The sequence below is a fragment of the Shewanella sp. Isolate7 genome, from assembly GCF_022398425.1.
Taxonomy (GTDB): domain Bacteria; phylum Pseudomonadota; class Gammaproteobacteria; order Enterobacterales; family Shewanellaceae; genus Shewanella.
Genome location: NZ_JAKEVJ010000091.1, coordinates 1 through 22,267, shown reverse-complemented (window position 1 = coordinate 22,267; position 22,267 = coordinate 1). Strand labels below are relative to the sequence as shown.

The 22,267-nt window shown below is 43.1% G+C and carries 16 protein-coding genes and 1 pseudogene; 8 read left to right on the top strand and 9 right to left on the bottom strand.

Annotated elements, in window-relative coordinates:
• The 8 genes from L1D47_RS17910 to L1D47_RS17875 all read right to left on the bottom strand — a co-directional run.
• Nucleotides 1–751 (bottom strand): hypothetical protein (locus tag L1D47_RS17910; RefSeq protein WP_239886255.1); only part of this gene is annotated, 751 nt, incomplete at its 3' end.
• Nucleotides 752–1,146: 395 nt separating this feature from the next.
• Complete coding sequence (locus tag L1D47_RS17905) at nt 1,147–2,058, bottom strand: ATP-binding protein (RefSeq protein ID WP_239886254.1); 912 nt, start codon at nt 2,056–2,058, stop codon at nt 1,147–1,149.
• A gap of 14 nt (nt 2,059–2,072) precedes the next feature.
• The gene (locus L1D47_RS17900; RefSeq protein ID WP_239886253.1) at nt 2,073–3,248 is read right to left on the bottom strand and encodes a DNA cytosine methyltransferase; all 1,176 of its coding nucleotides are present in this window, start codon (nt 3,246–3,248) and stop codon (nt 2,073–2,075) included.
• 347 nt (nt 3,249–3,595) lie between these two features.
• The gene (locus L1D47_RS17895; RefSeq protein ID WP_239886252.1) at nt 3,596–4,567 is read right to left on the bottom strand and encodes a hypothetical protein; all 972 of its coding nucleotides are present in this window, start codon (nt 4,565–4,567) and stop codon (nt 3,596–3,598) included.
• Between the two features lie 117 nt (nt 4,568–4,684).
• Nucleotides 4,685–5,512 carry a TnsD family Tn7-like transposition protein gene (locus tag L1D47_RS17890; RefSeq protein ID WP_239886251.1) on the bottom strand — a complete coding sequence of 276 codons (828 nt, stop codon included), beginning with the start codon at nt 5,510–5,512 and terminating at the stop codon, nt 4,685–4,687.
• Nucleotides 5,513–6,376: 864 nt separating this feature from the next.
• A complete protein-coding gene (tnpB, locus tag L1D47_RS17885) occupies nt 6,377–6,676 on the bottom strand; it encodes an IS66 family insertion sequence element accessory protein TnpB (protein WP_239886250.1) in 300 nt (99 codons plus the stop codon).
• Nucleotides 6,673–6,990: an IS66 family insertion sequence element accessory protein TnpB gene (locus L1D47_RS17880; protein WP_239884558.1), complete on the bottom strand. Its 318-nt coding sequence runs from the start codon at nt 6,988–6,990 to the stop codon at nt 6,673–6,675. The genes tnpB and L1D47_RS17880 overlap by 4 nt, the downstream gene beginning before the upstream one ends.
• Nucleotides 6,991–7,328: 338 nt before the next feature.
• Nucleotides 7,329–8,078, bottom strand: coding sequence for a hypothetical protein (locus tag L1D47_RS17875; RefSeq protein ID WP_239886249.1), 750 nt, complete (start codon nt 8,076–8,078; stop codon nt 7,329–7,331).
• Nucleotides 8,079–8,236: 158 nt separating this feature from the next.
• Between L1D47_RS17875 and L1D47_RS17870 the strand changes: the two are divergent.
• From L1D47_RS17870 to L1D47_RS17835, 8 genes and pseudogenes are all read left to right on the top strand, one after another.
• Nucleotides 8,237–8,563, top strand: a pseudogene (locus L1D47_RS17870) (IS4 family transposase); the annotation flags it as partial.
• 773 nt (nt 8,564–9,336) lie between these two features.
• A complete protein-coding gene (locus L1D47_RS17865; protein ID WP_239886248.1) occupies nt 9,337–9,858 on the top strand; it encodes a DUF411 domain-containing protein in 522 nt (173 codons plus the stop codon).
• Nucleotides 9,858–11,285, top strand: coding sequence for a TolC family protein (locus tag L1D47_RS17860; protein ID WP_160793699.1), 1,428 nt, complete (start codon nt 9,858–9,860; stop codon nt 11,283–11,285). The genes L1D47_RS17865 and L1D47_RS17860 overlap by 1 nt, the downstream gene beginning before the upstream one ends.
• Nucleotides 11,282–13,033, top strand: a complete 1,752-nt coding sequence (locus L1D47_RS17855) for an efflux RND transporter periplasmic adaptor subunit (RefSeq protein ID WP_239886247.1) — start codon at nt 11,282–11,284, stop codon at nt 13,031–13,033. Before L1D47_RS17860 ends, L1D47_RS17855 begins: the two co-directional genes overlap by 4 nt.
• Nucleotides 13,034–13,045: 12 nt before the next feature.
• Entirely contained in the window at nt 13,046–16,168 is a 3,123-nt protein-coding gene (locus L1D47_RS17850) for an efflux RND transporter permease subunit (RefSeq protein ID WP_239886246.1), read from the top strand.
• A 541-nt stretch (nt 16,169–16,709) separates the two neighbouring features.
• Nucleotides 16,710–17,132 carry a copper resistance CopC family protein gene (locus L1D47_RS17845; RefSeq protein WP_239886245.1) on the top strand — a complete coding sequence of 141 codons (423 nt, stop codon included), beginning with the start codon at nt 16,710–16,712 and terminating at the stop codon, nt 17,130–17,132.
• A gap of 19 nt (nt 17,133–17,151) precedes the next feature.
• Nucleotides 17,152–18,048, top strand: a complete 897-nt coding sequence (locus tag L1D47_RS17840) for a CopD family protein (protein ID WP_239886244.1) — start codon at nt 17,152–17,154, stop codon at nt 18,046–18,048.
• Nucleotides 18,049–18,167: 119 nt separating this feature from the next.
• Nucleotides 18,168–21,356 carry an Ig-like domain-containing protein gene (locus L1D47_RS17835; protein ID WP_239886243.1) on the top strand — a complete coding sequence of 1,063 codons (3,189 nt, stop codon included), beginning with the start codon at nt 18,168–18,170 and terminating at the stop codon, nt 21,354–21,356.
• Between the two features lie 685 nt (nt 21,357–22,041).
• Here the strand turns inward: L1D47_RS17835 and L1D47_RS17830 are convergent.
• On the bottom strand, nt 22,042–22,267 hold a 226-nt coding region (locus L1D47_RS17830), incomplete at its 5' end, for a transposase domain-containing protein (protein WP_239886242.1).

The window sequence follows — 22,267 nt, the reverse complement described above, 5'->3', positions numbered from 1 at the left end:
TCTCTGCTTTGGCTACATCTTTAAGGTTATTTTTAATAATAGCGAATCTATCATTAACAGAGTTATCTCTAAAAAAATCCTTTGCCAACTGAACAAAGAAATTTATTAAAATTTTCTTAAACTCTTGGTAAGCAATATTTTCAATTAAACCTTCTCGACCAGCTTTCTCAACCAAACTGACATTAATATCATGTTCGATCTCAATAACGCCAAACATAAGGCGATAAGAAAAAAAGTTATCAGAAGCTCTTCTAGTCCTTCGTTCTTCAAAGCGCAGAAAATCAAACTCTGGCTTTCCATAAGGTAAAACACGAATACCATCTTTATAAAGGTATAACCCACCATATTTGTCTAACTTATCTTTAATTTCTTGGTAAGAGTCAGCAGGTACAAAACTATCTGAGAGTTCTCCCTGAAGGTAGGTGAATTTTATTTTAAATGGTCCACACTTAGTTCGAGAACCGTAACCTTCATTCCAATTAATTATATGCGTTAGTGGCTCACCTTTATATACAGATACCGTACCTTTAAACTGACCAAATTTATCAAACTCTCCCTCAATAAAATGATCTCCATCACGAGCATCTTCTTTTGAGAAAAAGCCTTTTTCAATTAACTCAGTGGGGGCTGCGCTTCCTTGATGCAAACGAAACTTAGTTTTTAACACCTCGGCTTGTGACGAAGACAACGTGTTAGAAAAACCGACTAGAATTTTCTGCAATTCAGTAGTTCCTCTTTCGTTGGGCTTCACGTCTAACGCTAGGGAAGGTGCGAACAAGTCGTCGCACAGCTCTGGCTTTGATAGCAGCGACAGTTCAAGGCATTCAACTGAGGGCATGCCGAGGCCTGCTGAAGTTGAATAACGCCGAAATGGTGTTGCTATCAAAGCCCCGCAGGGCGAGGCTTACAGCGGTATTTGCTGCGTTACAGTTCTTGCGAAGGACTAGGGCCATTCGCTGCAAACTGTGCCTTGCATCTATCCACTTTAAGCACACGCAGAGCAAGCACGCAGCTCTGGCTTTGATAGCAGCGACAGTTCAAGGCATTCAACTGAGGGCATGCCGAGGCCTGCTGAAGTTGAATAACGCCGAAATGGTGTTGCTATCAAAGCCCCGCAGGGCGAGGCTTACAGCGGTATTTGCTGCGTTACAGTTCTTGCGAAGGACTAGGGCCATTCGCTGCAAACTGTGCCTTGCATCTATCCACTTTAAGCACACGCAGAGCAAGCACGGGACTTATTCGCACCTTCCCTAGAGTTTCATCACAAGGCATGATGATGAAATGAGTACCTCGCCCTAAACCGTCGAGAATTGGAAGAGAACCATCAGAATTTCCATCTCTTTTACCCTCTTCCCACGTAGTCTTAGACTTTTTTTGTAGATTCTTAAACAATACTTCTGGCGAAAAGGAAAACAGTTTAAGATCTTCAGAAATTAATTCGAAATATGAAGGCGGAATTGCATTGCCAAGCGTTTTTAAATGTTCAATCAGTTCATTTGCCATCGACTGCACATCTTCTAAAGATGGCAACTGGTCTTCTGCGAAAGTGCGGGTAGGAATGATAATCTCAGAAATTCCAATTTCAGGAATTTCAAACTGACTCCAGTGAATAAGAGCAACAATCATATCATGAAGCCCATCTTTGCGTTCGGCTCGACTAAGAACTATTACTTGACGCCCAATAGAAGCAATAGCCAAACGCCCAATACCTTTTTCCCCCATCAGCTTACGCTCTCTCATTCCTTGAGGAATGTAATCAGATTTTCGGTTCACACCAAATTTACTTGACGTACCGATTGTCAGCCATTTCTTATAAAAATCTTCCTCTGTCATCCCGATACCATTATCCCGAAGAGTTACGAGATTCTGATCTTGAAAGTAGTCGATTTCGGCATGGGTGGCATATGCATCATGAGCATTCTTAAATAACTCGTGTATTGCAGTCGGAATACCCGCTATTTGCTGTCTGCCAAGCATATCGACAGCTCTAGCGCTTACATTCATTTGAGCCATTTGTACCCGGGCCTTTATATTTCTGATATAAAAAGTGCCTAACATTGTAGGCACTTTATTCAATTCAATCTACTGCATATCTCACTTATAAGTACTTTACCAAGCAAAGGCGGAACTGCATTACCAATCTGGCGAGCTTGTTCTGTTGAGGTACCATGGAAATCGAACCAGTCAGGAAATGACTGTAAGCGAGCTGCATGTCGCAATGTCATTCCATGGTTGAGCCACGGATGTACAAAACGACCTTTTGACGGATTATTACAACCCGTTGTTATTGTATTACTAGGTAGGTGAATAAGAATTCGACCATAAACATCTTTGTGACCTCCATACTCTCCAGAGTGACACTTTAATTGATGCTTTTCTCCAGCATCCTCCCTGCTTCCATTCAAAGGAGTATCTGCAAATCGCTCTACCATCATGGAGGTAGGCTGCATATGTATATTACATGGGTCGTTCTTCTTGAGCTTTTTACCTGATTTCAGATTACGTAAAAGCTTTGTCGTTTGCTCATATGATAACTTGGTCTTTTTCTTAAAATAGTCTTCCCAAAACTGCACGTATAGCTCTTCGGGTATTTTTTCAAATACAGCTGATGCGGGCTTCCATTGAGGAAGTTTGCCGCTAGTTGGTGAAAAATGCGTTGGCTGAGGAGGAAATTCATGCTCAGTATCTAAGTCGCTTCGTAACCCATAGATAAAAACACGCTTTCTACTCTGTGGAACTCCATAGTCCTTCGCATTTATAATGCCACAAAACTTGATTGTATACCCAGTCGACTCTGCGAGAGAGATAAATTTGTCTAAAAAGTCTTTATGACGCTCCCAAAGAAGACCTGTAACGTTCTCAACCAAAAAAGCCTTTGGATTGAATTCGTTAACAAACTCAAAATATCTTAACAACAAAGCATTACGAGGGTCGTTAACCCCCGCATTTTTAATCCTGTGTGTAGAGAAGCCTTGACATGGAGGCCCCCCCAAAATCAAATCTAATTCGCCCTTTTGTAACCGAAGGCTCTCTCGCAACTCAACAGGATCGACACGATTAATGTCGCCCAAGTCCCTACCTGCTCGCAAGTCTATGTTATGCTTGACGACTTTGACAAAGTTTTCTTTATAGGTATGAGCAGCCGCCTCATCAAACTCGATCGCAGCGAGAACCTTCACTTCACTTTCTATTGCTGAAAGAGTAAAGCCTCCTGCGCCGGCGAATAAATCTATCGCTTTTACTGTCATCAAATATACCTAAAACAAGTTACTGGCGTATTCTACCGACTTGCTCGAAAATTACCATTATTGGATCACAAGGTCCTGCACTTAAAGAACCATCGACACAGAACATGTTGCAGGTGTATAGCCTAGCTATGCCTAAGGGGGCATGCGAACACTCTAGTTCATTGGTGATCTTGGAATGTTAACTTTATCGGGCACACACTTAGAGATTTTCAAAACGTGTTGTTATGGCCTTTTTATCATTATCAAATAAATCATACACATTACTATTACAACTTAAAGCTTGAAGAATCATAGAAACACTTAAAATTAAATGGCAACTATTTTTACTATATTTACTTCATGTTTCATCATTTAAACTTACACCAATTCTTACATGCTTGTGGAAGATCAAAATAAAAGCCTGGACCCCCAACTTTAACTCTCATTATTATCAAGCTACGCGGACATGCCCCTTCAAGACAAGGATGATATCTGAGACATTTAGAGCAATTTGAACCAGACAACATCTGAGTATGAATTGAGAAATGACTTTCCATAAACACAATCCTGAGACATGTACTTTTAACACTACTTTTAAGATATTCACCCCATAAAGAGTCATAATCCAAATTTAACATACCACACGCCTGCTGTAGGCTCTCATCAGCCAGAACATTATGGTTATAACCCATCTCTTCAATAATACTAACAATCGATTTTGAAACATACACTGAGTACCCAGAGTCCACGCAAGGTAACTCAATAACACAATTGTTATAGGTTGAGATCGATTCATTCCATTTTTCATATGAATAATTTGAAACTTCACAAGGAATCTCCCCTACCTCGAAACTACCAGAAAGTACCTTGGTAAGCCTTTCCAACTGCTGATGCCTGCTAGCGTTAGGAAGATAAAACAATTTTTTGTTATGAACTTCACAATTATAAACTTCAAGCCATGATGACTTTAAATATCCAACACCATAATTATTAATACTCTCAACAATACACTTATCGCAAAACCTTATATATCTACACCCTTTTTTCATTTTAAAACTAATGGTTCTTTCACTTTCAAAAGCTAACACCAATGATTTTATAGTTGCTAACTTAAGATGAGAAGAATAAACATCTATCATTCGGAAAAATGAGGGGAAAAACATTTCGTAAATCTTACTACCATTATAAACTTTAAAAACCTCACGATATGGTTTATTTAGAGTAGGCGATACACACCATTTTCCATCAATGCCAATTAAACTAGAATAATCTAACTCTCCATGTTTTTTATAAAGCCTAAAAAACGCACTAAAAATTGACTCACAAGGTAATACAAGCATGATCTAGCAACCTTTGCAAACTAACCTCATTGTTATGACTAATAAAACCACAACTTCTTAGCAAAGAAAACCCCGCTCATTTTCTTAAGACTTCTGAGAAGGTCAATACGTCGATGGTTACTTTAAATGGCTTAATTGCCTATACATCTGTAACGTTTTTGGAAGTTTATTCTTTTGTTTCGTTAACCAGCCATGGCCACCCAGCAAGTTATCAAGCTGTGTTCTTGATAGTTGGTTTTGGTGCTCATTCATAATTAAGCTAATTTTTTTCACCAGCACTTTATCTCGCTGACTCCAATCAACCCTATCAACATGTTGTGTTTGGGTAGCGACAGGAAGCTTGCTTTCAAGCCATTGATTTTCATGAATATATAACCAATAAAATGCCGCTTCATTAACAGTCTTAACCTCTTGTCGACAAGCATTCGGATTTGCAGCAATAAACCGCATTATTTGGCAGCAATATCGACGCCGTAAAGATTCTGATTTACATAGTTTTCGCCACTCAACAAGGCCTGCTGTTGTGGAGATTATTAGCTCTACACTGCCAGTTGAGATACTATGAATTTTAGCTATTACATCTCGATGAAAGCCCTTTTTAGCTAGTGTTAAGACTGAGTTTTTAAGATTTTGGGTAATTTTCTTCGGCTTCAAATTAACAGGAATATTGTGCTTCAAAGCAATACTTTTGACATAGCACCTACTTTTGTCAATTTCCCTACTTACCGCCACCATTGATAGTCCCGAATTCAATAAGTGACAGCATTGCTCTTCTTTATTTATGGGTGCCGGCTGAACATTCAAGTTTTTAGTGTCCAATTCATCATCAGGCTGACAGCGTGATAAGTAGAACTCAAATAACAAGTGCTTAAGTGGGTGTTGAGGGTATTGACCAGAAAATAGAGATGAGACAAAGCGGTAATCATCTGCCTCTCTTCGTCGCACAGCTCTGGCTTTGATAGCAGCGACAGTTCAAGGCATTCAACTGAGGGCATGCCGAGGCCTGCTGAAGTTGAATAACGCCGAAATGGTGTTGCTATCAAAGCCCCGCAGGGCGAGGCTTACAGCGGTATTTGCTGCGTTACAGTTCTTGCGAAGGACTAGGGCCATTCGCTGTAAACTGTGCCTAGCATCTATCCGCTTTAAGCACACGCAGAGCAAGCACGGGACTTATTCGCACCTTCCTTATCTTTTTCCGTTTGACTCGACCACTTTGTGTTAAATCACCATTGATGCAGAGTTGTTTAAGGTAAATGTCACACAAAGCCTCATTGCTTTGATTCGTATCTTGTAAGCTTATGATTTTATTAAATGAAAACTTTGAAAACTCCCTCGCAAGCTTACTACAATAAGTAGGTTCGACTCTGATATCTGGAAGTAACTTGCCACTAGCATGGCTGCGACCTAAGAGTTCATTGTGTACTAACCAAGTGCCATGTACCGAACAAGCTTCAATACCAGGAGTTTGATGAGCTAGGTGCCAGTAGGCTACACCAAAATTATATACTTCATCTTTAGCGCACAAAGGGCAATGTTTTACAGATAATCGTTCTTTGCCACGAAAGGTAGAAAGTTGACTCGCTCTTAGTATGTCCCTTGTATTGGTCGTTACATTTTCAAGAACAGTTCGATATTGCGTAACCGTCCGGTGATCCCCACATTCAAAAACTGATGCTGCTACTGCATAGTGCTCCTTTTACTAAGGAGAATACCCATGCGGCATCAACGACGAGATGTAAATACCTGGCTGGATCTTTTCGACCGCCAGGAACAAAGCGGATTATCGGCGGTGGCGTTTTGCCGTCAGCATCAGAATAATAACCATTGCAGCTGTTGCTCGCTCAGGCACATGTGTTGTAACTCAGCGTTTGTCGGCCATTTAAAGCGGTGTTTTTCGAGACGCTTGTACCACAGAGCAAAGCCGGTTTTATCCCAATAGAGCACCTTCAGCTTATCCCGCTTTTTGTTACAGAAGATAAACAGCGCATCCCGGAACGGATTCAATTCCATCTGTTGCTCGACCACGACTATCAAGCCATTGATGGATTTACGGAAGTCGACATTATCCAGATAAAGATAAATGTCAGAAGGCTGAACGAACATCTTCATTCGTTCAGCGCCTTCATCAGGCTAGCCAGCCAGTGCAGATTAACGTCCGCTGGTACACTCAATGCTGAAGATGCGTGCTTCAGCACGAATGTCTGAGTGACATCTTCTACTTGCGACTCAAAGGTGGTGACTTCGCGCTTAACGTGAACAAATTTATTGTTGGTTCGCTGAAGCCTGATGTCACTGCGTCTGGCGTAAAATGTTTGGATATTAATCTGATGCTGACGGCAAAACGCCACCGCCGATAATCCGCTTTGTTCCTGGCGGTCGAAAAGATCCAGCCAGGTATTTACATCTCGTCGTTGATGCCGCATGGGTATTCTCCTTAGTAAAAGGAGCACTATGCAGTAGCAGCATCAGTTTTTGAATGTGGGGATCACCGGACGGTTACTGTTTACGAGCATATTTTAGCTGTTTCAGGAGCAATTCATAGCAAGTAGCAGTTCTGATGCTTTCATGGATATGACTGCGCATAAATAGTCAAAATTGGATGAGTCAGATAGAGTTCTGTAGGTGGCATTATTATTAGCTTTTGCAAGCATATCACTGATATTTTGCCCCGAAAGCAGAGCCACCTGCATAGCAGGTGGGCTTTTACTTTGTATAGCAACGCTTACAACAGGTACTTCGTAGGTGTCACTGGGTTTACTTGTTATGTTTCGGTGGTTATGGTTGTGAACCACGATTCATTGTTAAAGTGCAAAGATGAAAAATGATTAATTTCAGAAACCAAGTTTTCCATTTTTGAATAGCTGTTTATACCGTTGCTACCGCCGAAGAATGGTGCAACGATAATCAATGTTTTTTCGTCGTTGGTGAGACCGGAATGAAATGCGTTATGATGCTCAATACTTGAAATATCACATTTGAAAAATCTAAGGAATTCATTTGATGAGGATATTCCGGTGCATAAAACCATTTTCGGATTATGTTTTTGAATGAGATTGTAAAAGTGGTTTCCGCGATTTTCTATGCACCATTCTTTATAAACTTGAAAGCTATTAAGCCCGGTTTTTTCTTTTGTTTTTGGGCTCCATGATACAGAGTCTCTATTTTTAAATGAGATAGGAAATGCATTCATTTTGAATCCAACCCCTTCACTACAGAATAACTTATTTTTTATGCTTTCGCTTTTATAATTATCGACATCCCATCCGTATAAGTAGCTGAAAAACCAAGCTAATTTTTGGTTGTACTGATGCCTAAGACAATCAGCAACAGTTTCTCCGTCTGTATCCCATGACCAAAGCTTCAGCGCTTTTAGTTCGCTCTCTGGAATTTCATTATTTTCATATCCTCGTCCCCATTCAAGACCACATGTCCATACAGCAGAATCTAGATTTCCTCCATCACAGCCATAAAATGATAGTGCCATGTCTTTGAATTTTTGAGTTACAGCCATTTCATATCCTTAAAATAAACTCATACTGGTGAAGCTGGTGTGAGAAATATAACGCCTCAATTGAGAGACGGTAATTCCTTTTTAATCAATCAATTGGCGGGTGTGTACGGTACTGTTTGATCTAATCAATTTCGCCAGAAACAAACTAGAACAGTACCATGCGTGACATTGCGATTCAACATGACTCTCTTAGCAATCGATGCGCTTCCATTCACAAAAAACGGCATAACTCTACTTATGGTTACCAACTAGATGGTGATCAATTATCTTTGACCCAACTAGGCCGTAATATGTCTGGTAATGTGGCGCCTAAGCACAGTATCAAACGCATTGACCGCTTGCTCAGTAGCCGCCACATCAATAACGACCGATTGACGATATATCGCGGGCATGCAATGCATCTTTGCGGTGCTAACCCAATGCCTATAGTGCTTGTCGATTGGGCCGATGTGAGAGAACAACTCCGCTTGATGACATTGCGCGCTTTAAATTTGTGTGCCGATGAAAACTGACCTCTCTAGGTTACAATTTGTCACAAATGTTTTGTTTTTAGCTTGCACTGTTTTGATGTTGAGGTTATGATTTCACCTGTTTATTGTTTAATCGACTTACAATTTGGTAATCAACGTGACTCTAAATAAGAGAAACATAAGAAACATACTTGCTGTTGCATTTGTTCTATTGACCTTTATTGGTCAATCATTTGCAATTGCCAGCATGCCTTGCCAAATGAATATGCAGGTAAACCCTTCATCCCTCTTTATGAAGATGGAGATGAAGGATGATGCTCAACTAAAACATGGTAATACGCACACTTCATGTCAATCAGGTGAGTGTAAAGACTGTGAGCAACTCTGCTCTTGCCCAATGAATGGGTGTACTTCGATGGTATTAATGACAAGTTTCATACCGTTAAATTCAAAGAAAATCTCATCAGCGCAGATTTTATCAGACGTTTTTTCTCTTAAAAGTTCCTACCCAACGACCAACTATCGTCCTCCGATAGCCTGCTAATACAGGATAGATCTGTCTTTATTTTGACCGTTCTTTCTATTTGTTTTCTGTGTGTTAGCGGGAGATTTTTACTCCTACAAAGTGATTTCTGACGTATCGACGTCGGCTCTGATCAAATCTCGATGGTATTAGTGCTGTACTTTAATCTTTGACGCTTTGAAGTCTTAGGTTCAAGTTTAAATGAATACATTGCACCTAATTCATTTAGAGATATTCCCTGATTGGAGTTCGTCTGGGGGATATTATGTTGCCTTATAAAGTACTCACATTTCTGATCGTTACAATCATTGTATCAATGTTGGTTTTAGCTTGTAGCGATCCAACTAATGGATCGGATAAAACTGAAAACGCAGTCCAACAAGCTCATTCTAAGATTTTAACCGTATATAAAGGTGCCTCATGTGGATGCTGTGGTCTATGGTCTAAAAACATGGACATTAATGGCTTCAAAACTATAGCGGTTAATCGAGATAATCTCACAGAGTTTAAAAGCTCAAACGGCATTCCCGTCAAATACCACTCTTGTCACACCGCACTTTCTAGAGAGGGCTTTGTATTTGAAGGACATGTACCTGCAAAATTTATTAAAAAATTCCTCGAAGAGAAACCAGAAGGCGCTATTGGGCTGAGTGTTCCCGGCATGCCTCTGGGAAGCCCTGGCATGGAGCAGGGGGAGCAATTTACTCCTTACAACGTGGTATTACTGAAAGCTGATGGCTCTGTCAGTGTCTATGCCGAAGTGAACTCATTGAAGGGGCAGTATTAATGATACGAACACTACTGTTTAAGAGCGTTCCCCTGGTTTTTATCATCGTTTTGATTATTGATCTTTGTATTCAGCTGGCATTTGCTGAAGAGGTTAAATCGACTTTGCAACCCGGTTTAACAATAGAGATGGCCATTAAGTTAGCGCAGAAAAATGACCCTTGGCTGGCGGGAAGACGGTACATACAAGATGCTTATGAATCAAAAAGTATCGCAGCAGGGACCTTGCCGGACCCTAAGGTTAATGTCGGTCTGGCAAACATGCCTTTGGATACATTTGATTTTGGTCAGGAAGGGATGACTCAATTTAAGGTAGGGGTGTCACAGATGTTCCCTCGTGGGAATAGTTTGGCGCTCAGGCAGCAGCAACTTGAGCTAGTCGCCAGTCAGTACCCATTTCAAATAGAAGATCGTAAGGCCAAAGTCGCAGTTACGACAGGGCTGATTTGGTTGGATATCTATAAGGCTCAAGAAAGTATCGCCCTAATAGAGAAAGAGCGATTTCTGTTTGAGCAGCTGTCTGATGTGGCAAGGGCCAGTTATTCGGCGGCACTAGGTAAATCTAGACAGCAAGATATTGTAAGGGCTCAACTTGAGGTGACACGTATTGATGATCGTCTTGATATTCTTAAGCAACAGTTGGATATGGGAAAGCAGCGATTATATCAATGGACAAGCCAGTATTTTGTTGATGATTTCTCCTACGACGCTCAGTTCCAGAGTGAAGAAGTTGATGTGAAATTGGCTACTACGCTGCCTAGAATCAAACTGCTTTATCCCGAATTGTATCTAGAAGAGCGGGTGCAACCACAAACTTTGTTTCAGTATTTTTCTCATCACCCTTCTGTAGATGCTATTGAGAAAAATATTCAGGCAAGTAGGAAGGGAGTCGAGTTGTCGAAACAGAAGTATAAACCCGAGTGGGGAGTGAATGCGGGCTATGGTTATAGGGGAGATGATCCTTTGAATAACGATCGTGCAGATCTTTTTACTATCGGATTAAGCTTCGATTTGCCGATTTTTACTTCCAATAAGCAAGATCGTGAAGTTCAGGCTGCTGTATCACAGGCCGAAGAGGTTAAGACACGTAAATGGCTTCGTCTTAGAGAAATGATGTCTGCATTTGGAACCTCAAAGGCACAGCTTAAAAAGCTAGAACAGCGTCAATATCGCTATCGTGTCGAATTGTTACCTCAAATGGAGGAACAAGCGGAAGCATCACTTTCAGCATACACCAACGATGATGGCGATTTTGCCGAAGTCGTTCGTGCATTAATCGCAGAGTTAAATGCACGGCTAGATGAACTGAGTATCGATGTGGACATTCAAAAAACTAAACTTCAGTTGAATTACTTTCTTATGACCACTCCAGAACAGATGATTTTGAGTGATAACGGCGCTATGGAAAGTAATGGAGACAAAAAATGAGCAATAAGGTTAACGTATTGAGTTTGTTGGTTTTAGGAGTGGTTGTAGGGGCTATAGGCACATTTTCATATATAAGTTTGAGAGGACCTGCCACAGATTCAATACAAGTAGTTACAGCGGAACAAGATAAACCTCTCTATTGGGTAGCTCCAATGGATCCTAATTATACTTCTGATAAACCCGGAAAGTCGCCAATGGGTATGGATTTGATCCCTGTTTACAAGAAGGAATTGGGCGGCATAGATGCTGGTCCCGGGACTATAATGATCTCGCCAGAAGTGGTTAATAACCTGGGGGTCCGTAAAGTCAAGGTAAAAAAGGGCTTACTGCATACGAAAATCGAAACCGTAGGTTATGTCAAATATGATGAGGATCTGTTAACTCATGTTCATCCCAGAGTTGAGGGTTGGATAGAGAAACTCTATGTTAAAGCCGCTGGCGATAGGATCACGGCAGGCCAGCCTTTATATCAGCTCTACTCTCCTACACTTGTCAATGCACAGGAAGAATACCTGCGTGCACTGGAGAGAAACAACCAGCGTTTGATCCAAGCAGCTATGGAAAGGTTAAAGGCTCTACAGGTACCAGATGATGCGATAACGGAATTAAAGAAAAGCAGGCAAGTTAAGCAAAACATCACTTTTTTTGCTTCAGAAGGTGGCGTTGTCGATAACCTTAACATTCGTGAAGGTTTTTATGTCAAACCCGGCAATACCCTATTTTCTGTCGGTAATTTAGATCAAGTATGGGTAGATGCTGAAATATTCGAGCGGCAATCCTCCCTTGTTTCAACGGGACAGACAGTTAGCATGACGCTGGATTATCTACCGGGTAAGGTCTGGAATGGCAAGGTCGATTATGTTTATCCCACTATAGATAGTAAGACTAGGACACTAAAGGCAAGATTACGTTTCGATAATCGTCATTGGGAATTGAAACCCAACATGTTTGCCCAGGTAACCATTCATGCCGAGGGTGAAAAGGCGCTGCTTGTGCCTAAAGAAGCCATCATTCGGACAGGGAGCTCAGACCGAGTGGTACTTGCACTTGGTGCAGGCCGTTATAAGTCGATATCAGTAAAGGTTGGCAGATACGATGAGAAATTTGCAGAGATTCTATCTGGTCTCTCCGAAGGTGACAGAGTTGCTTCATCCGCACAGTTCTTACTTGATTCTGAGTCTAGTAAGAGCTCAGACTTCAAACGCATGAATAGCCAAGCTGAAGATGAAATTTCGGTTCCTTCAACCATAACGGTAGAGGCCAGCATTAACAGCCTAATGGCAGGGCACCGCATGGTGAACATGGATCATCAAGCCATTTCCGAATGGAATTGGCCTGCAATGACCATGGATTTCACCGTCGCAGATTCGGTTAACTTTTCAGTTTTAAAGCCTGGTTTAACATTGCGCGTCGAACTAAGTAAGTCGGATGATGGCAACGTTGAGGTTACGGCTATACATATTCCAGACAGTGATAAGTCACAAAGTAATGATTCGGGTAATAGAGCCACTGTTTCTGGTGTCGTTAACTCGGTAATGGCTGGTCACAGAATGGTCAATATCAGCCGTGGACCAATAGAAAAGTGGAATGAACCAGCGTCGGATTTGAGCTTTATGGTAGGTAAAGATCTGGATATGTCGGTATTTAAAGTAGGAGCCATGCTCCACTTCACTTTTGAGAACCGAGACGGTCAATTTGTTATCACCAATATTAACCCCATGCAAATGTCTGGCATCGACGGTGAATAAAAGGAGAGCAAAATGATTGAATCCATTATTCAATGGTCGGTTAAGAATCGCTTCTTCGTATTGTTGGGCGCAGCATTCTTGGTGGGTATAGGGTTATTTTCACTAAAAAACACCCCTGTCGATGCCTTGCCGGATCTATCAGATGTGCAGGTGATCATCAAAACAAGCTTTCCCGGTCAGGCTCCTCAGGTGGTCGAAGACCAGGTGACCTATCCGATGACAACAGCCATGTTATCGGTACCTGGTGCAGTAACAGTGAGAGGATACTCTTTCTTTGGTGACTCCTATGTGTATGTCATCTTCGATGAGAAGACCGACCTCTATTGGGCACGAAGTCGTGTACTTGAATATCTGAGTCAGGTAGCCCCGTCACTTCCCACTAATGCTAAACCACAATTGGGGCCAGATGCTACAGGGGTCGGCTGGGTTTATCTTTACGCGCTGATAGACAAAACGGGTCAACACGACATCAGTGAATTACGTAGTATGCAGGATTGGTTTTTAAAGTATGAGCTGCAAACCGTACCAGGCGTATCTGAAGTTACAGCTTTAGGCGGTATGGTGAAGCAGTATCAGGTTAAAGTTGATCCCGATAAATTACGTGCATTTGGTATTCCTCTCTCACTTATTGAGACAGCGATTAAACGAGGAAACAAAGAGATAGGTGCATCTGTGGTTGAAATGGCAGAAGCCGAATACATGGTTCGCGCCACTGGATATCTGCAGAGCGTGGAAGACATTGGTAGTGTACCACTGGGAGTGAATAACAATGGTACGCCATTATTACTAAAAGATATCGCCGAAATAGGTTTAGGCCCCCAAATGCGACGCGGCGTTGCCGAGCTTAATGGTGAGGGGGAAACTGTCGGTGGGATCATTGTGATGCGTTACGGAGAGAATGCACAAAAAACCATAGATGGTGTCAAGGCAAAGTTGGAACAATTGAAAAAGGGGTTACCTGAAGGGGTCGAAGTGGTCACTGTTTATGATCGCAGCGGCCTTATCGATCGCGCTGTGAAAAACCTAGGCTATAAATTACTGGAGGAATTTCTGGTCGTTGCCTTGGTCTGCATGGTGTTTCTGTTTCATTTTCGTTCATCATTGGTGGCCATCGTCAGCCTGCCAGTTGGTATATTAGCTGCCTTCTCCATCATGTATTTTCAGGGGCTTAACGCTAATATCATGTCACTTGGCGGCATAGCAATCGCCATTGGAGCCATGATTGATGGCGCGATCGTGATGATCGAAAACATGCATAAACATATGGAACGAACACAGTTAACGGACGAGAACCGTTGGCAAATTGTAGCCGAATCCGCTAAGGAGGTGGGGCCAGCCCTGTTTTTCAGCTTGTTAATCATTACAGTCAGTTTCGTGCCGGTGTTTACTCTGGAGGCGCAAGAGGGGCGCATGTTTGCACCGCTCGCGTTTACCAAGACCTATGCCATGGCGGTTTCGGCAGCTTTGGCCATTACCTTAGTGCCGGTATTGATGGGGTATTTCATTCGAGGCAAGGTGATGCCGGAGCATAAAAACCCGGTCAACCGCCTGCTTACCGTGGCTTATATGCCTGTTCTGCGCAAAGTTTTGCAATTTCCTAAATCGACATTGACTGTTGCTTTGGTCGTACTAGGTATAGGTATTTGGCCTCTGGATCGCATAGGTAGCGAGTTTATCCCGCCTCTGGATGAAGGCGATCTCATGTATATGCCTACCACCTACCCAGGGATCTCCATCGGTAAGGCGCGTGAGCTGCTACAGCAGACAGATAGACTCATCTATACCGTTCCGGAAGTGCAGACAGTTTTCGGTAAGGTCGGACGAGCGGAGACGGCAACCGATCCAGCACCTTTAACCATGATCGAAAGCTTTATTCAGCTTAAGCCTAAGAGTGAGTGGCGAGATGGTGTCACCACAGAGAGTCTTAAGAAAGAGTTGGATGCACTGGTAAAGCTGCCAGGAGTGACAAATGCTTGGGTGATGCCGATTAAGACCCGTATCGACATGCTTGCGACAGGGATTAAGACCCCTGTGGGGATCAAGATTGCCGGGCCCGAGTTGGGGGGGATTCAGGATATAGGTAAAGATTTGGAACGTATTCTTAAAAATGTTCCTGGTACGGCGTCGGTATACTCAGAGCGCGTGGCTGGCGGACGTTACATTAAGGTCGATATTCAGAGAGAGAAGGCGGCCAGATATGGACTAAATATCGCCGATGTTCAGCAGGTTATTGCTACTGCTATCGGTGGCATGAATGTATCACAAACTGTGGAAGGCTTAGAGCGCTATCCCATTAACCTACGTTATCCTCAGGATTATCGTAACTCACCTGAGCAGTTGGCAATGTTACCTGTGATTACCCCGCAAGGGGTGCGAATCTCTCTTGCTGATGTGGCCAATATTGTCGTCGAGGATGGTCCTCCTGGGATTAAGAGTGAGAATGCACGCCTCAATGGTTGGGCCTATATAGACATAGCAGGAATAGACATAGGTAGCTATGTGGTCGAAGCTCAGAAAGTGGTCAACGAGCAACTGAAACTTCCGGCCGGTTACTCTATAACCTGGTCCGGTCAATATGAATATATGGAGCGTGCCAAGGCCAAATTGACTTATGTAGTACCGTTAACATTAGGGATAATCATTCTCTTGCTATATATGAACTTCCGTAACTTTATTGAAGTCGGCATTATCATGGGAACACTACCGTTTGCGATGGTGGGCAGCATTTGGTTGATGTACCTGCAGGAGTATAACTTCTCGGTGGCGGTTGGCGTTGGCTTTATAGCGCTCGCAGGAGTCGCGGTAGAGATTGGTGTCATCATGTTGGTCTATCTTAATCAAGCCTTTGTTCAGATGATTAATGATTGTGAAAACAATGGCACAGTTCCTTGTCGAAATGGATTGAGAGAAGCGGTTATGCAAGGTGCTGGAATGCGAGTAAGACCAGTAATGATGACTGCTGCAGCGATTATCGCTGGCTTGTTACCTATTCTATATGGAACCGGAACGGGCTCAGAAGTGATGAGCCGTATCGCAGCCCCTATGGTTGGCGGCATGGTAACTGCTGTTGCGCTTACTTTAGTCGTCGTTCCGGTTGTGTTTTTCCTTTGGAGAAGTACTCAGTTACAAAAATAGGTCTAAATCGCTAACTATTGTAAGGGAGTGTAATAACTTAGCCTGTTAAAGCTGAGGCTTGGGGACATGGGTAGGATAGCTAAGCTTATCCATGATCTTTCTGCTGTTTCGCATCACAGGCTTAAGGGATCTGTTGCTTAATTTAATTAACAGAGTTTTATATTAAGTCTCAAAACTCTATATAAGGGGGCATAAAAATCACATTGCTTATCAGGGCTGGGGATATTGCCCAAGCACTCGAATAACATTTTGACGATATTATTCAACTAATCCTGAAGTTCGCAGGGATTATGAGTGCTGAAGGCTTTGTTTATGTTTGGGTTTAGAAAAGTTGGTTTGGACATGTAAATAGTGAAAGACAAGTTAAGGTGAATTTAATTATTCATCAAGTAATGAATGATTATAATTAAGGGGCACCTAATTGTAGGGTATTAGCCGCACCACTACACGCAATAGTTTTCCCTAAAAAATTGGGATGGTATTAAAGGTATTAAAGGTATTAAAGGTATTAAAGGTATTAAAGGTATTAAAGGATAACAAAATGAAATTAGTTAACATCGTTTTATTAGTAACCACTATTGTTGCCAGCAGCTCAGTTTGGGCCCATGTAGGTCTAAGTAGTTCAATGCCTGCCGAGGGGGCTATGCTAGATGAAACTCCAGAAAATATGGAGCTTTCATTTTCTGGGGGGGTGCGATTAGTTAAGGTAACTTTGGAAGATAGCAAACAAAATGATTTAAAATTAACCATGCCAACAGATGGGAAATTCCAAGATAAATATTTATTGCCACTTCCTGTATTAAATCAATCAACATATACAGTGAGTTGGATGGCAATGGGACAAGATGGTCACAAAATGCAAGGGAAGTTTCAATTCATGATACATGGTAGTGGTGCAAATACGCGCACAATGATTCCAATGACCATGGAAAAAAACAATACAGAACATAAAGCTCATCAATAAGGTTTAAGTGGAGCAGCCCATGATATTAACCTCATTTGAAATAATGGCACTATTATCAAAATGGTTCATATACCTTAATGTTGCTGCCATTATGGGGGGAGCATTTATGCTGGGTTTGGTTCGTCTTGAGCGGCGTGAAGTTAGCATAATTTGTGACTATGTTAGTTTAGGTGCCATCTTGGGAATTTTTGCTGTGACAGTAAACTATCTAGTTCAGGTCGGGTCATTCGCTGACGATGGGTTTGCCGGCATGCTTGATATTCAAATGTACGTATTTCTATGGGCTACACCTGTAGGGGAGTCGGTCGGATGGCGTTTAATGGGATTTGCATTGGCTCTTTCCGCCAGTCGATTGATGTTAAACCCGGCTCAAGGAGTGAGGCGAGCAGCTTTAATTTCACTTGTTGTGAGCACTGTATTGTTAGCTGCAACATTTGGTTTGGCTGGTCATAGCGTTGAACTACATGTTTTAGCAAGATTTTTTATTTTTGTGCATTTGTTGGCTGTTGGGTGTTGGGTTGGTGCTTTTTATCCATTATGGCGAATGTGTTCAACCTTAGATGCGATTGCGTTAAAACATGTGATGGACAGATTTGGGCTGTTGGGTATAGCGCTTGTAAGTTTAGTGTTGTTTTCTGGCACGGGGTTATTATGGATGTTATTCAATAAGCCCGAAGAGTTCCTCAATAGTGATTATGGTATTGCAGTGAGCCTGAAACTCTTTCTTGTCACTATCATTTTCCTATTCGCAGCGCTGCATAAATTCATATTAGTACCTAATTTGGCACATGAAGAACAGCAGGGAATGAAATATAAACTTAAGAATTCTATCGCTTTAGAGTTCATAGTTGGCCTCCTAATCTTGGCTACGACAGCCGTATTCTCAAGCATGTTGGGGCCAGAAAGCTTAAGTTAGCTTTCGTGAAAAACTGAAAATAATGAATGAAATAGAATGGTCGTGGGTTGTAAGTGTCATTCATGATGGCAGAAAAGATAATGTTCTTTTTTAGAGTGAATTAATAATAGAGGTTTAAGATGAGGAAAATGTTTAAGGGTTTATTCATGCTAATGGCTCTTCCTTTGCTGGTGCTATTGGCAGGCTGTAATTCAGAGGGGGATAACTCTGAATCAGTTGTAAAATTAGAGCGCATTGATATTGCAGCCTCTTCACCTACAACGCAGGGCGCGAGTCAATTGACGCTTGCTGCAGGTAATAAGCAGGCTTTTGAGGCGGTAGGCTACTACGTTGACGGCTCATCTCGCGCACTAACAGATTTGAGTGTGAGCGATTGGATTTCAAGTGACCCAGCGGTGGGTTTTTTTGATTCGGCCGGGGTGTTGACTGGTGGTGACACGCCAGGGGAAGTCACCATTTCCGTCTCAAAGGATGGTGTAACCAGTAATGCCGTAACGGTCAACGTGACGGCAGCAGTCATTACCGCGATTCAAGTGACGCCTTCACCTGTTAGTGTGGCGAAGGGGCAAACTGAGCAGTTAGTGGCGACCGCCACCTACAGTGATGGTACCTCATCCCCGGTTACAAACTCAGTCACCTGGACGCCTGGTGATACCAATGTGACCACGGTCACCTCGGCAGGTTTACTGTCTGGCGTTGAAGTGGGTACGACTACAATAATCGCATCAAAAGATGGCGTGAGCAGCAATACGGTCAATGTCAACGTATCGGCAGCAGTCATTACCGCGATTCAAGTGACGCCTTCACTTGTTAGTGTGGCGAAGGGGCAAACTGAGCAGTTAGTGGCGACCGCCACCTACAGTGATGGTACCTCATCCCCGGTTACAAACTCAGTCACCTGGACGCCTGGTGATACCAATGTGACCACGGTCACCTCGGCAGGTTTACTGTCTGGCGTTGAAGTGGGTACGACTACAATAACCGCATCAAAAGATGGCGTGAGCAGCAATACGGTCAATGTCAACGTATCGGCAGCAGTCATTACCGCGATTCAAGTGACGCCTTCACCTGTTAGTGTGGCGAAGGGGCAAACTGAGCAGTTAGTGGCGACCGCCACCTACAGTGATGGTACCTCATCCCCGGTTACAAACTCAGTCACCTGGACGCCTGGTGATACCAATGTGGCCACGGTCACCTCGGCAGGTTTACTGTCTGGCGTTGAAGTGGGTACGACTACAATCACCGCATCAAAAGATGGCGTGAGCAGCAATACGGTCAATGTCAACGTATCGGCAGCAGTCATTACCGCGATTCAAGTGACGCCTTCACCTGTCAGTGTGGCGAAGGGACAAGCTGAGCAGTTAGTGGCGACTGCCACCTACAGTGATGGCACCTCATCCCCGATCACAAGCTCAGTCACCTGGACGCCTGGTGATGCCAATGTGGTCACGGTCACCTCAACAGGTTTACTGTCCGGTGTTGAAGTGGGTACGACTACAATAACCGCATCAAAAGATGGCGTGAGCAGTAATACGGTCAATGTCAACGTATCGGCAGCAGTCATTACCGCGATTCAAGTGACGCCTTCACCTGTCAGTGTGGCGAAAGGTCAAACTCAGCAGTTAGTTGCAACGGCTACCTACGATGACGGTACTTCATCAGACATTTCTGGCTCAGTCACCTGGACGCCTGGTGATGCCAATGTGGCCACGGTCACTTCAGCAGGTTTATTGTCCGGTGTTGAAGTGGGTACGACTACAATCACCGCATCAAAAGATGGCGTGAGCAGTAATACGGTCAATGTCAACGTATCGGCAGCAGTCATTACCGCGATTCAAGTGACGCCTTCACCTGTCAGTGTGGCGAAGGGRCAAGCTGAGCAGTTAGTGGCGACTGCCACCTACAGTGATGGCACCTCATCCCCGATCACAAGCTCAGTCACCTGGACGCCCGGTGATGCCAATGTGGCCACGGTCACTTCAGCAGGTTTATTGTCTGGTGTTGAAGTGGGTACGACTACAATAACCGCATCAAAAGATGGCGTGAGCAGTAATACGGTCAATGTCAACGTATCGGCAGCAGTCATTACCGCGATTCAAGTGACGCCTTCACCTGTCAGTGTGGCGAAGGGACAAGCTGAGCAGTTAGTGGCGACTGCCACCTACAGTGATGGTGCCTCATTAGACATTTCCGACTCTGTGAGCTGGGTGGCAGCGGATACCAATAAGGTTACGGTCACCTCAACAGGTCTACTGTTCGGTGTTGAAGAGGGTGTGACGACGGTTACCGCATCAAAAGATGGCACGAGTAGTAATGCAGTCAATGTCAACGTCACGGCGGCAGTCATTACTTCGATTCAAGTGATCCCTTCATCTGTCAGTGTGGCGAAAGGTCAAACCAAGCAGCTAGAAGCATGGGCCAGCTACAGTGACAGCACGGTATCAGATATTTCCAGCTCCGTGAGCTGGGTGACAACTGATACTAATACCGCCACGGTAACTTCAGCAGGTTTACTGTCTGGTGTTAAAGTGGGTACTACTACGGTCACCGCATCAAAGGATGGCGTGAGCAGCAATACGGTCAATGTCAACGTATCGGCTGCGGTCATTACTGCGATTCAAGTGACGCCTTTTGCTAATGTCGCGAAAGGTAAAACATTGCAATTGGCGGCCACGGCAACATACAGTGACACCTCTGAATCTGACATTTCCAGTTCCGTGAGCTGGGAGACAGCTGATACAAACACGGCTACAGTGACCCCCGCTGGTTTACTGTCTGGTGTTAAAGAAGGTGCAACTATCCTAACCGCATCAAAAGATGGGGTGGCCGATGTTTCGGTCGTCAATGTATGTGACACCCTTGCTGCGGCCTGTGTTGACATCCTTAATACAGGCGACGGTAAATTATTCACCAGCTCACCATCTGTGGCTTACTTAGACAGTATTGGTGGCAGCCCAATAAATAGTACCTTTGATGAAGATGGAGGTAGCGGCCCTGCAGGTTCTTATTACAAATTTAATTGGAATAATGCAAACGCACTTTGTAATACCTATAGCGCCAAAGGTGTTGGCGGGCGAGCTAACTGGCGCCTAGCAACAAGGGAAGAGTTAAAGGTGGAGCTATATAATGTATATGGCAGCATGTATGGCGCGCGTGGTTGGCCAGTCTCTGGCTACTATTGGTCGGCGACAAACGATGAATCGGCACTTCCTGCTCTGCGTTATTATGGTTTAATTTTCGAGATAGGTTACGTAGACAGTGCCCATGAGAGTGCTGCTAACTATGCTTCCTGTGTCTCAGAGCCTTAATTTTTAACGTTTGTGTGCTGGCTCAAAGCTGAGCTGACAGTGACCCAGTTTCCTAATGTCTTCGTCAGATTGAATTGAGCTAGCACACTTTAAAAAACATCAAGTGCGAATTATGGGTGATATAGTAATTTTACTGCTATTAGCCATTTTTCGAGTGAATACTAAAGTAAAAAATCGACTCTACGGGTATGGCAACCTTAGTGCAGGCCTAAATAAAGGGGTGTATTCGTTAGTCATAGTTATATAGCTCAACCCATTAATTGATGGATTAATTAAAGTGCTCCTGTAAGTGCTCCCCAAGAAAATTACAGACACTTGCAATTTCAAAGATGTTTATTTGGACGGGAAAGGGATTTCCTGATTTTTTTGCGCGGCGAGAAAAATTAATTGTTGCTATAACTTTTGTGTGTGTTTTTGTGTGTCTTGTGGGTGAGTGTGTTTTAACTTTAACTGTTTGAGGGTTCTGTTTGCTTCTAAGGAAATATAAGGTGGTGATCACAGGTAAGTTATATTTAAAGTGTTTTGTCTACCTTGTTTAGTATAGTTGTTGGGTGTTTATGGTGGTAGTTTTCTTAACGAAAATTCTCACGATAATAACAATTCCTAATGAAAAATAAAAAATTATGAGGATATGAGATGAACTTACAAAATAGAAATTTTAAGTGTAAGCGTCCGGTGATCCCACCTAGCGTTTAGCAAACTGCCATGGTAGTAGCTGCTCGATATCGACTTCGGGTTTGCTGAGCTGCTCTAGGCTAACCATGACATACTCGAACACATTGAGGTCGTTAGCCTTGGCCGTTTCAATGATGCTGTAGAGGATAGCACTCGCGTTAGCGCCGGTGGCAGTCTGGCTAAACAACCAGTTTTTTCTGCCTATGACGAACGGTTTGATTGCTCGTTCTGCACGA

Coding starts and splice junctions, on each gene's coding strand:
- L1D47_RS17905 (WP_239886254.1), bottom strand. CDS start 2,058: ATGTTAGGCACTTTTTATATCAGAAATATAAAGGCCCGGGTACAAATG.
- L1D47_RS17880 (WP_239884558.1), bottom strand. CDS start 6,990: ATGCGGCATCAACGACGAGATGTAAATACCTGGCTGGATCTTTTCGAC.
- L1D47_RS17860 (WP_160793699.1), top strand. CDS start 9,858: ATGATACGAACACTACTGTTTAAGAGCGTTCCCCTGGTTTTTATCATC.
- L1D47_RS17900 (WP_239886253.1), bottom strand. CDS start 3,248: ATGACAGTAAAAGCGATAGATTTATTCGCCGGCGCAGGAGGCTTTACT.
- L1D47_RS17845 (WP_239886245.1), top strand. CDS start 16,710: ATGAAATTAGTTAACATCGTTTTATTAGTAACCACTATTGTTGCCAGC.
- L1D47_RS17855 (WP_239886247.1), top strand. CDS start 11,282: ATGAGCAATAAGGTTAACGTATTGAGTTTGTTGGTTTTAGGAGTGGTT.
- tnpB (WP_239886250.1), bottom strand. CDS start 6,676: ATGAAGATGTTCGTTCAGCCTTCTGACATTTATCTTTATCTGGATAAT.
- L1D47_RS17895 (WP_239886252.1), bottom strand. CDS start 4,567: ATGCTTGTATTACCTTGTGAGTCAATTTTTAGTGCGTTTTTTAGGCTT.
- L1D47_RS17850 (WP_239886246.1), top strand. CDS start 13,046: ATGATTGAATCCATTATTCAATGGTCGGTTAAGAATCGCTTCTTCGTA.
- L1D47_RS17840 (WP_239886244.1), top strand. CDS start 17,152: ATGATATTAACCTCATTTGAAATAATGGCACTATTATCAAAATGGTTC.
- L1D47_RS17875 (WP_239886249.1), bottom strand. CDS start 8,078: ATGGCTGTAACTCAAAAATTCAAAGACATGGCACTATCATTTTATGGC.
- L1D47_RS17865 (WP_239886248.1), top strand. CDS start 9,337: ATGTTGCCTTATAAAGTACTCACATTTCTGATCGTTACAATCATTGTA.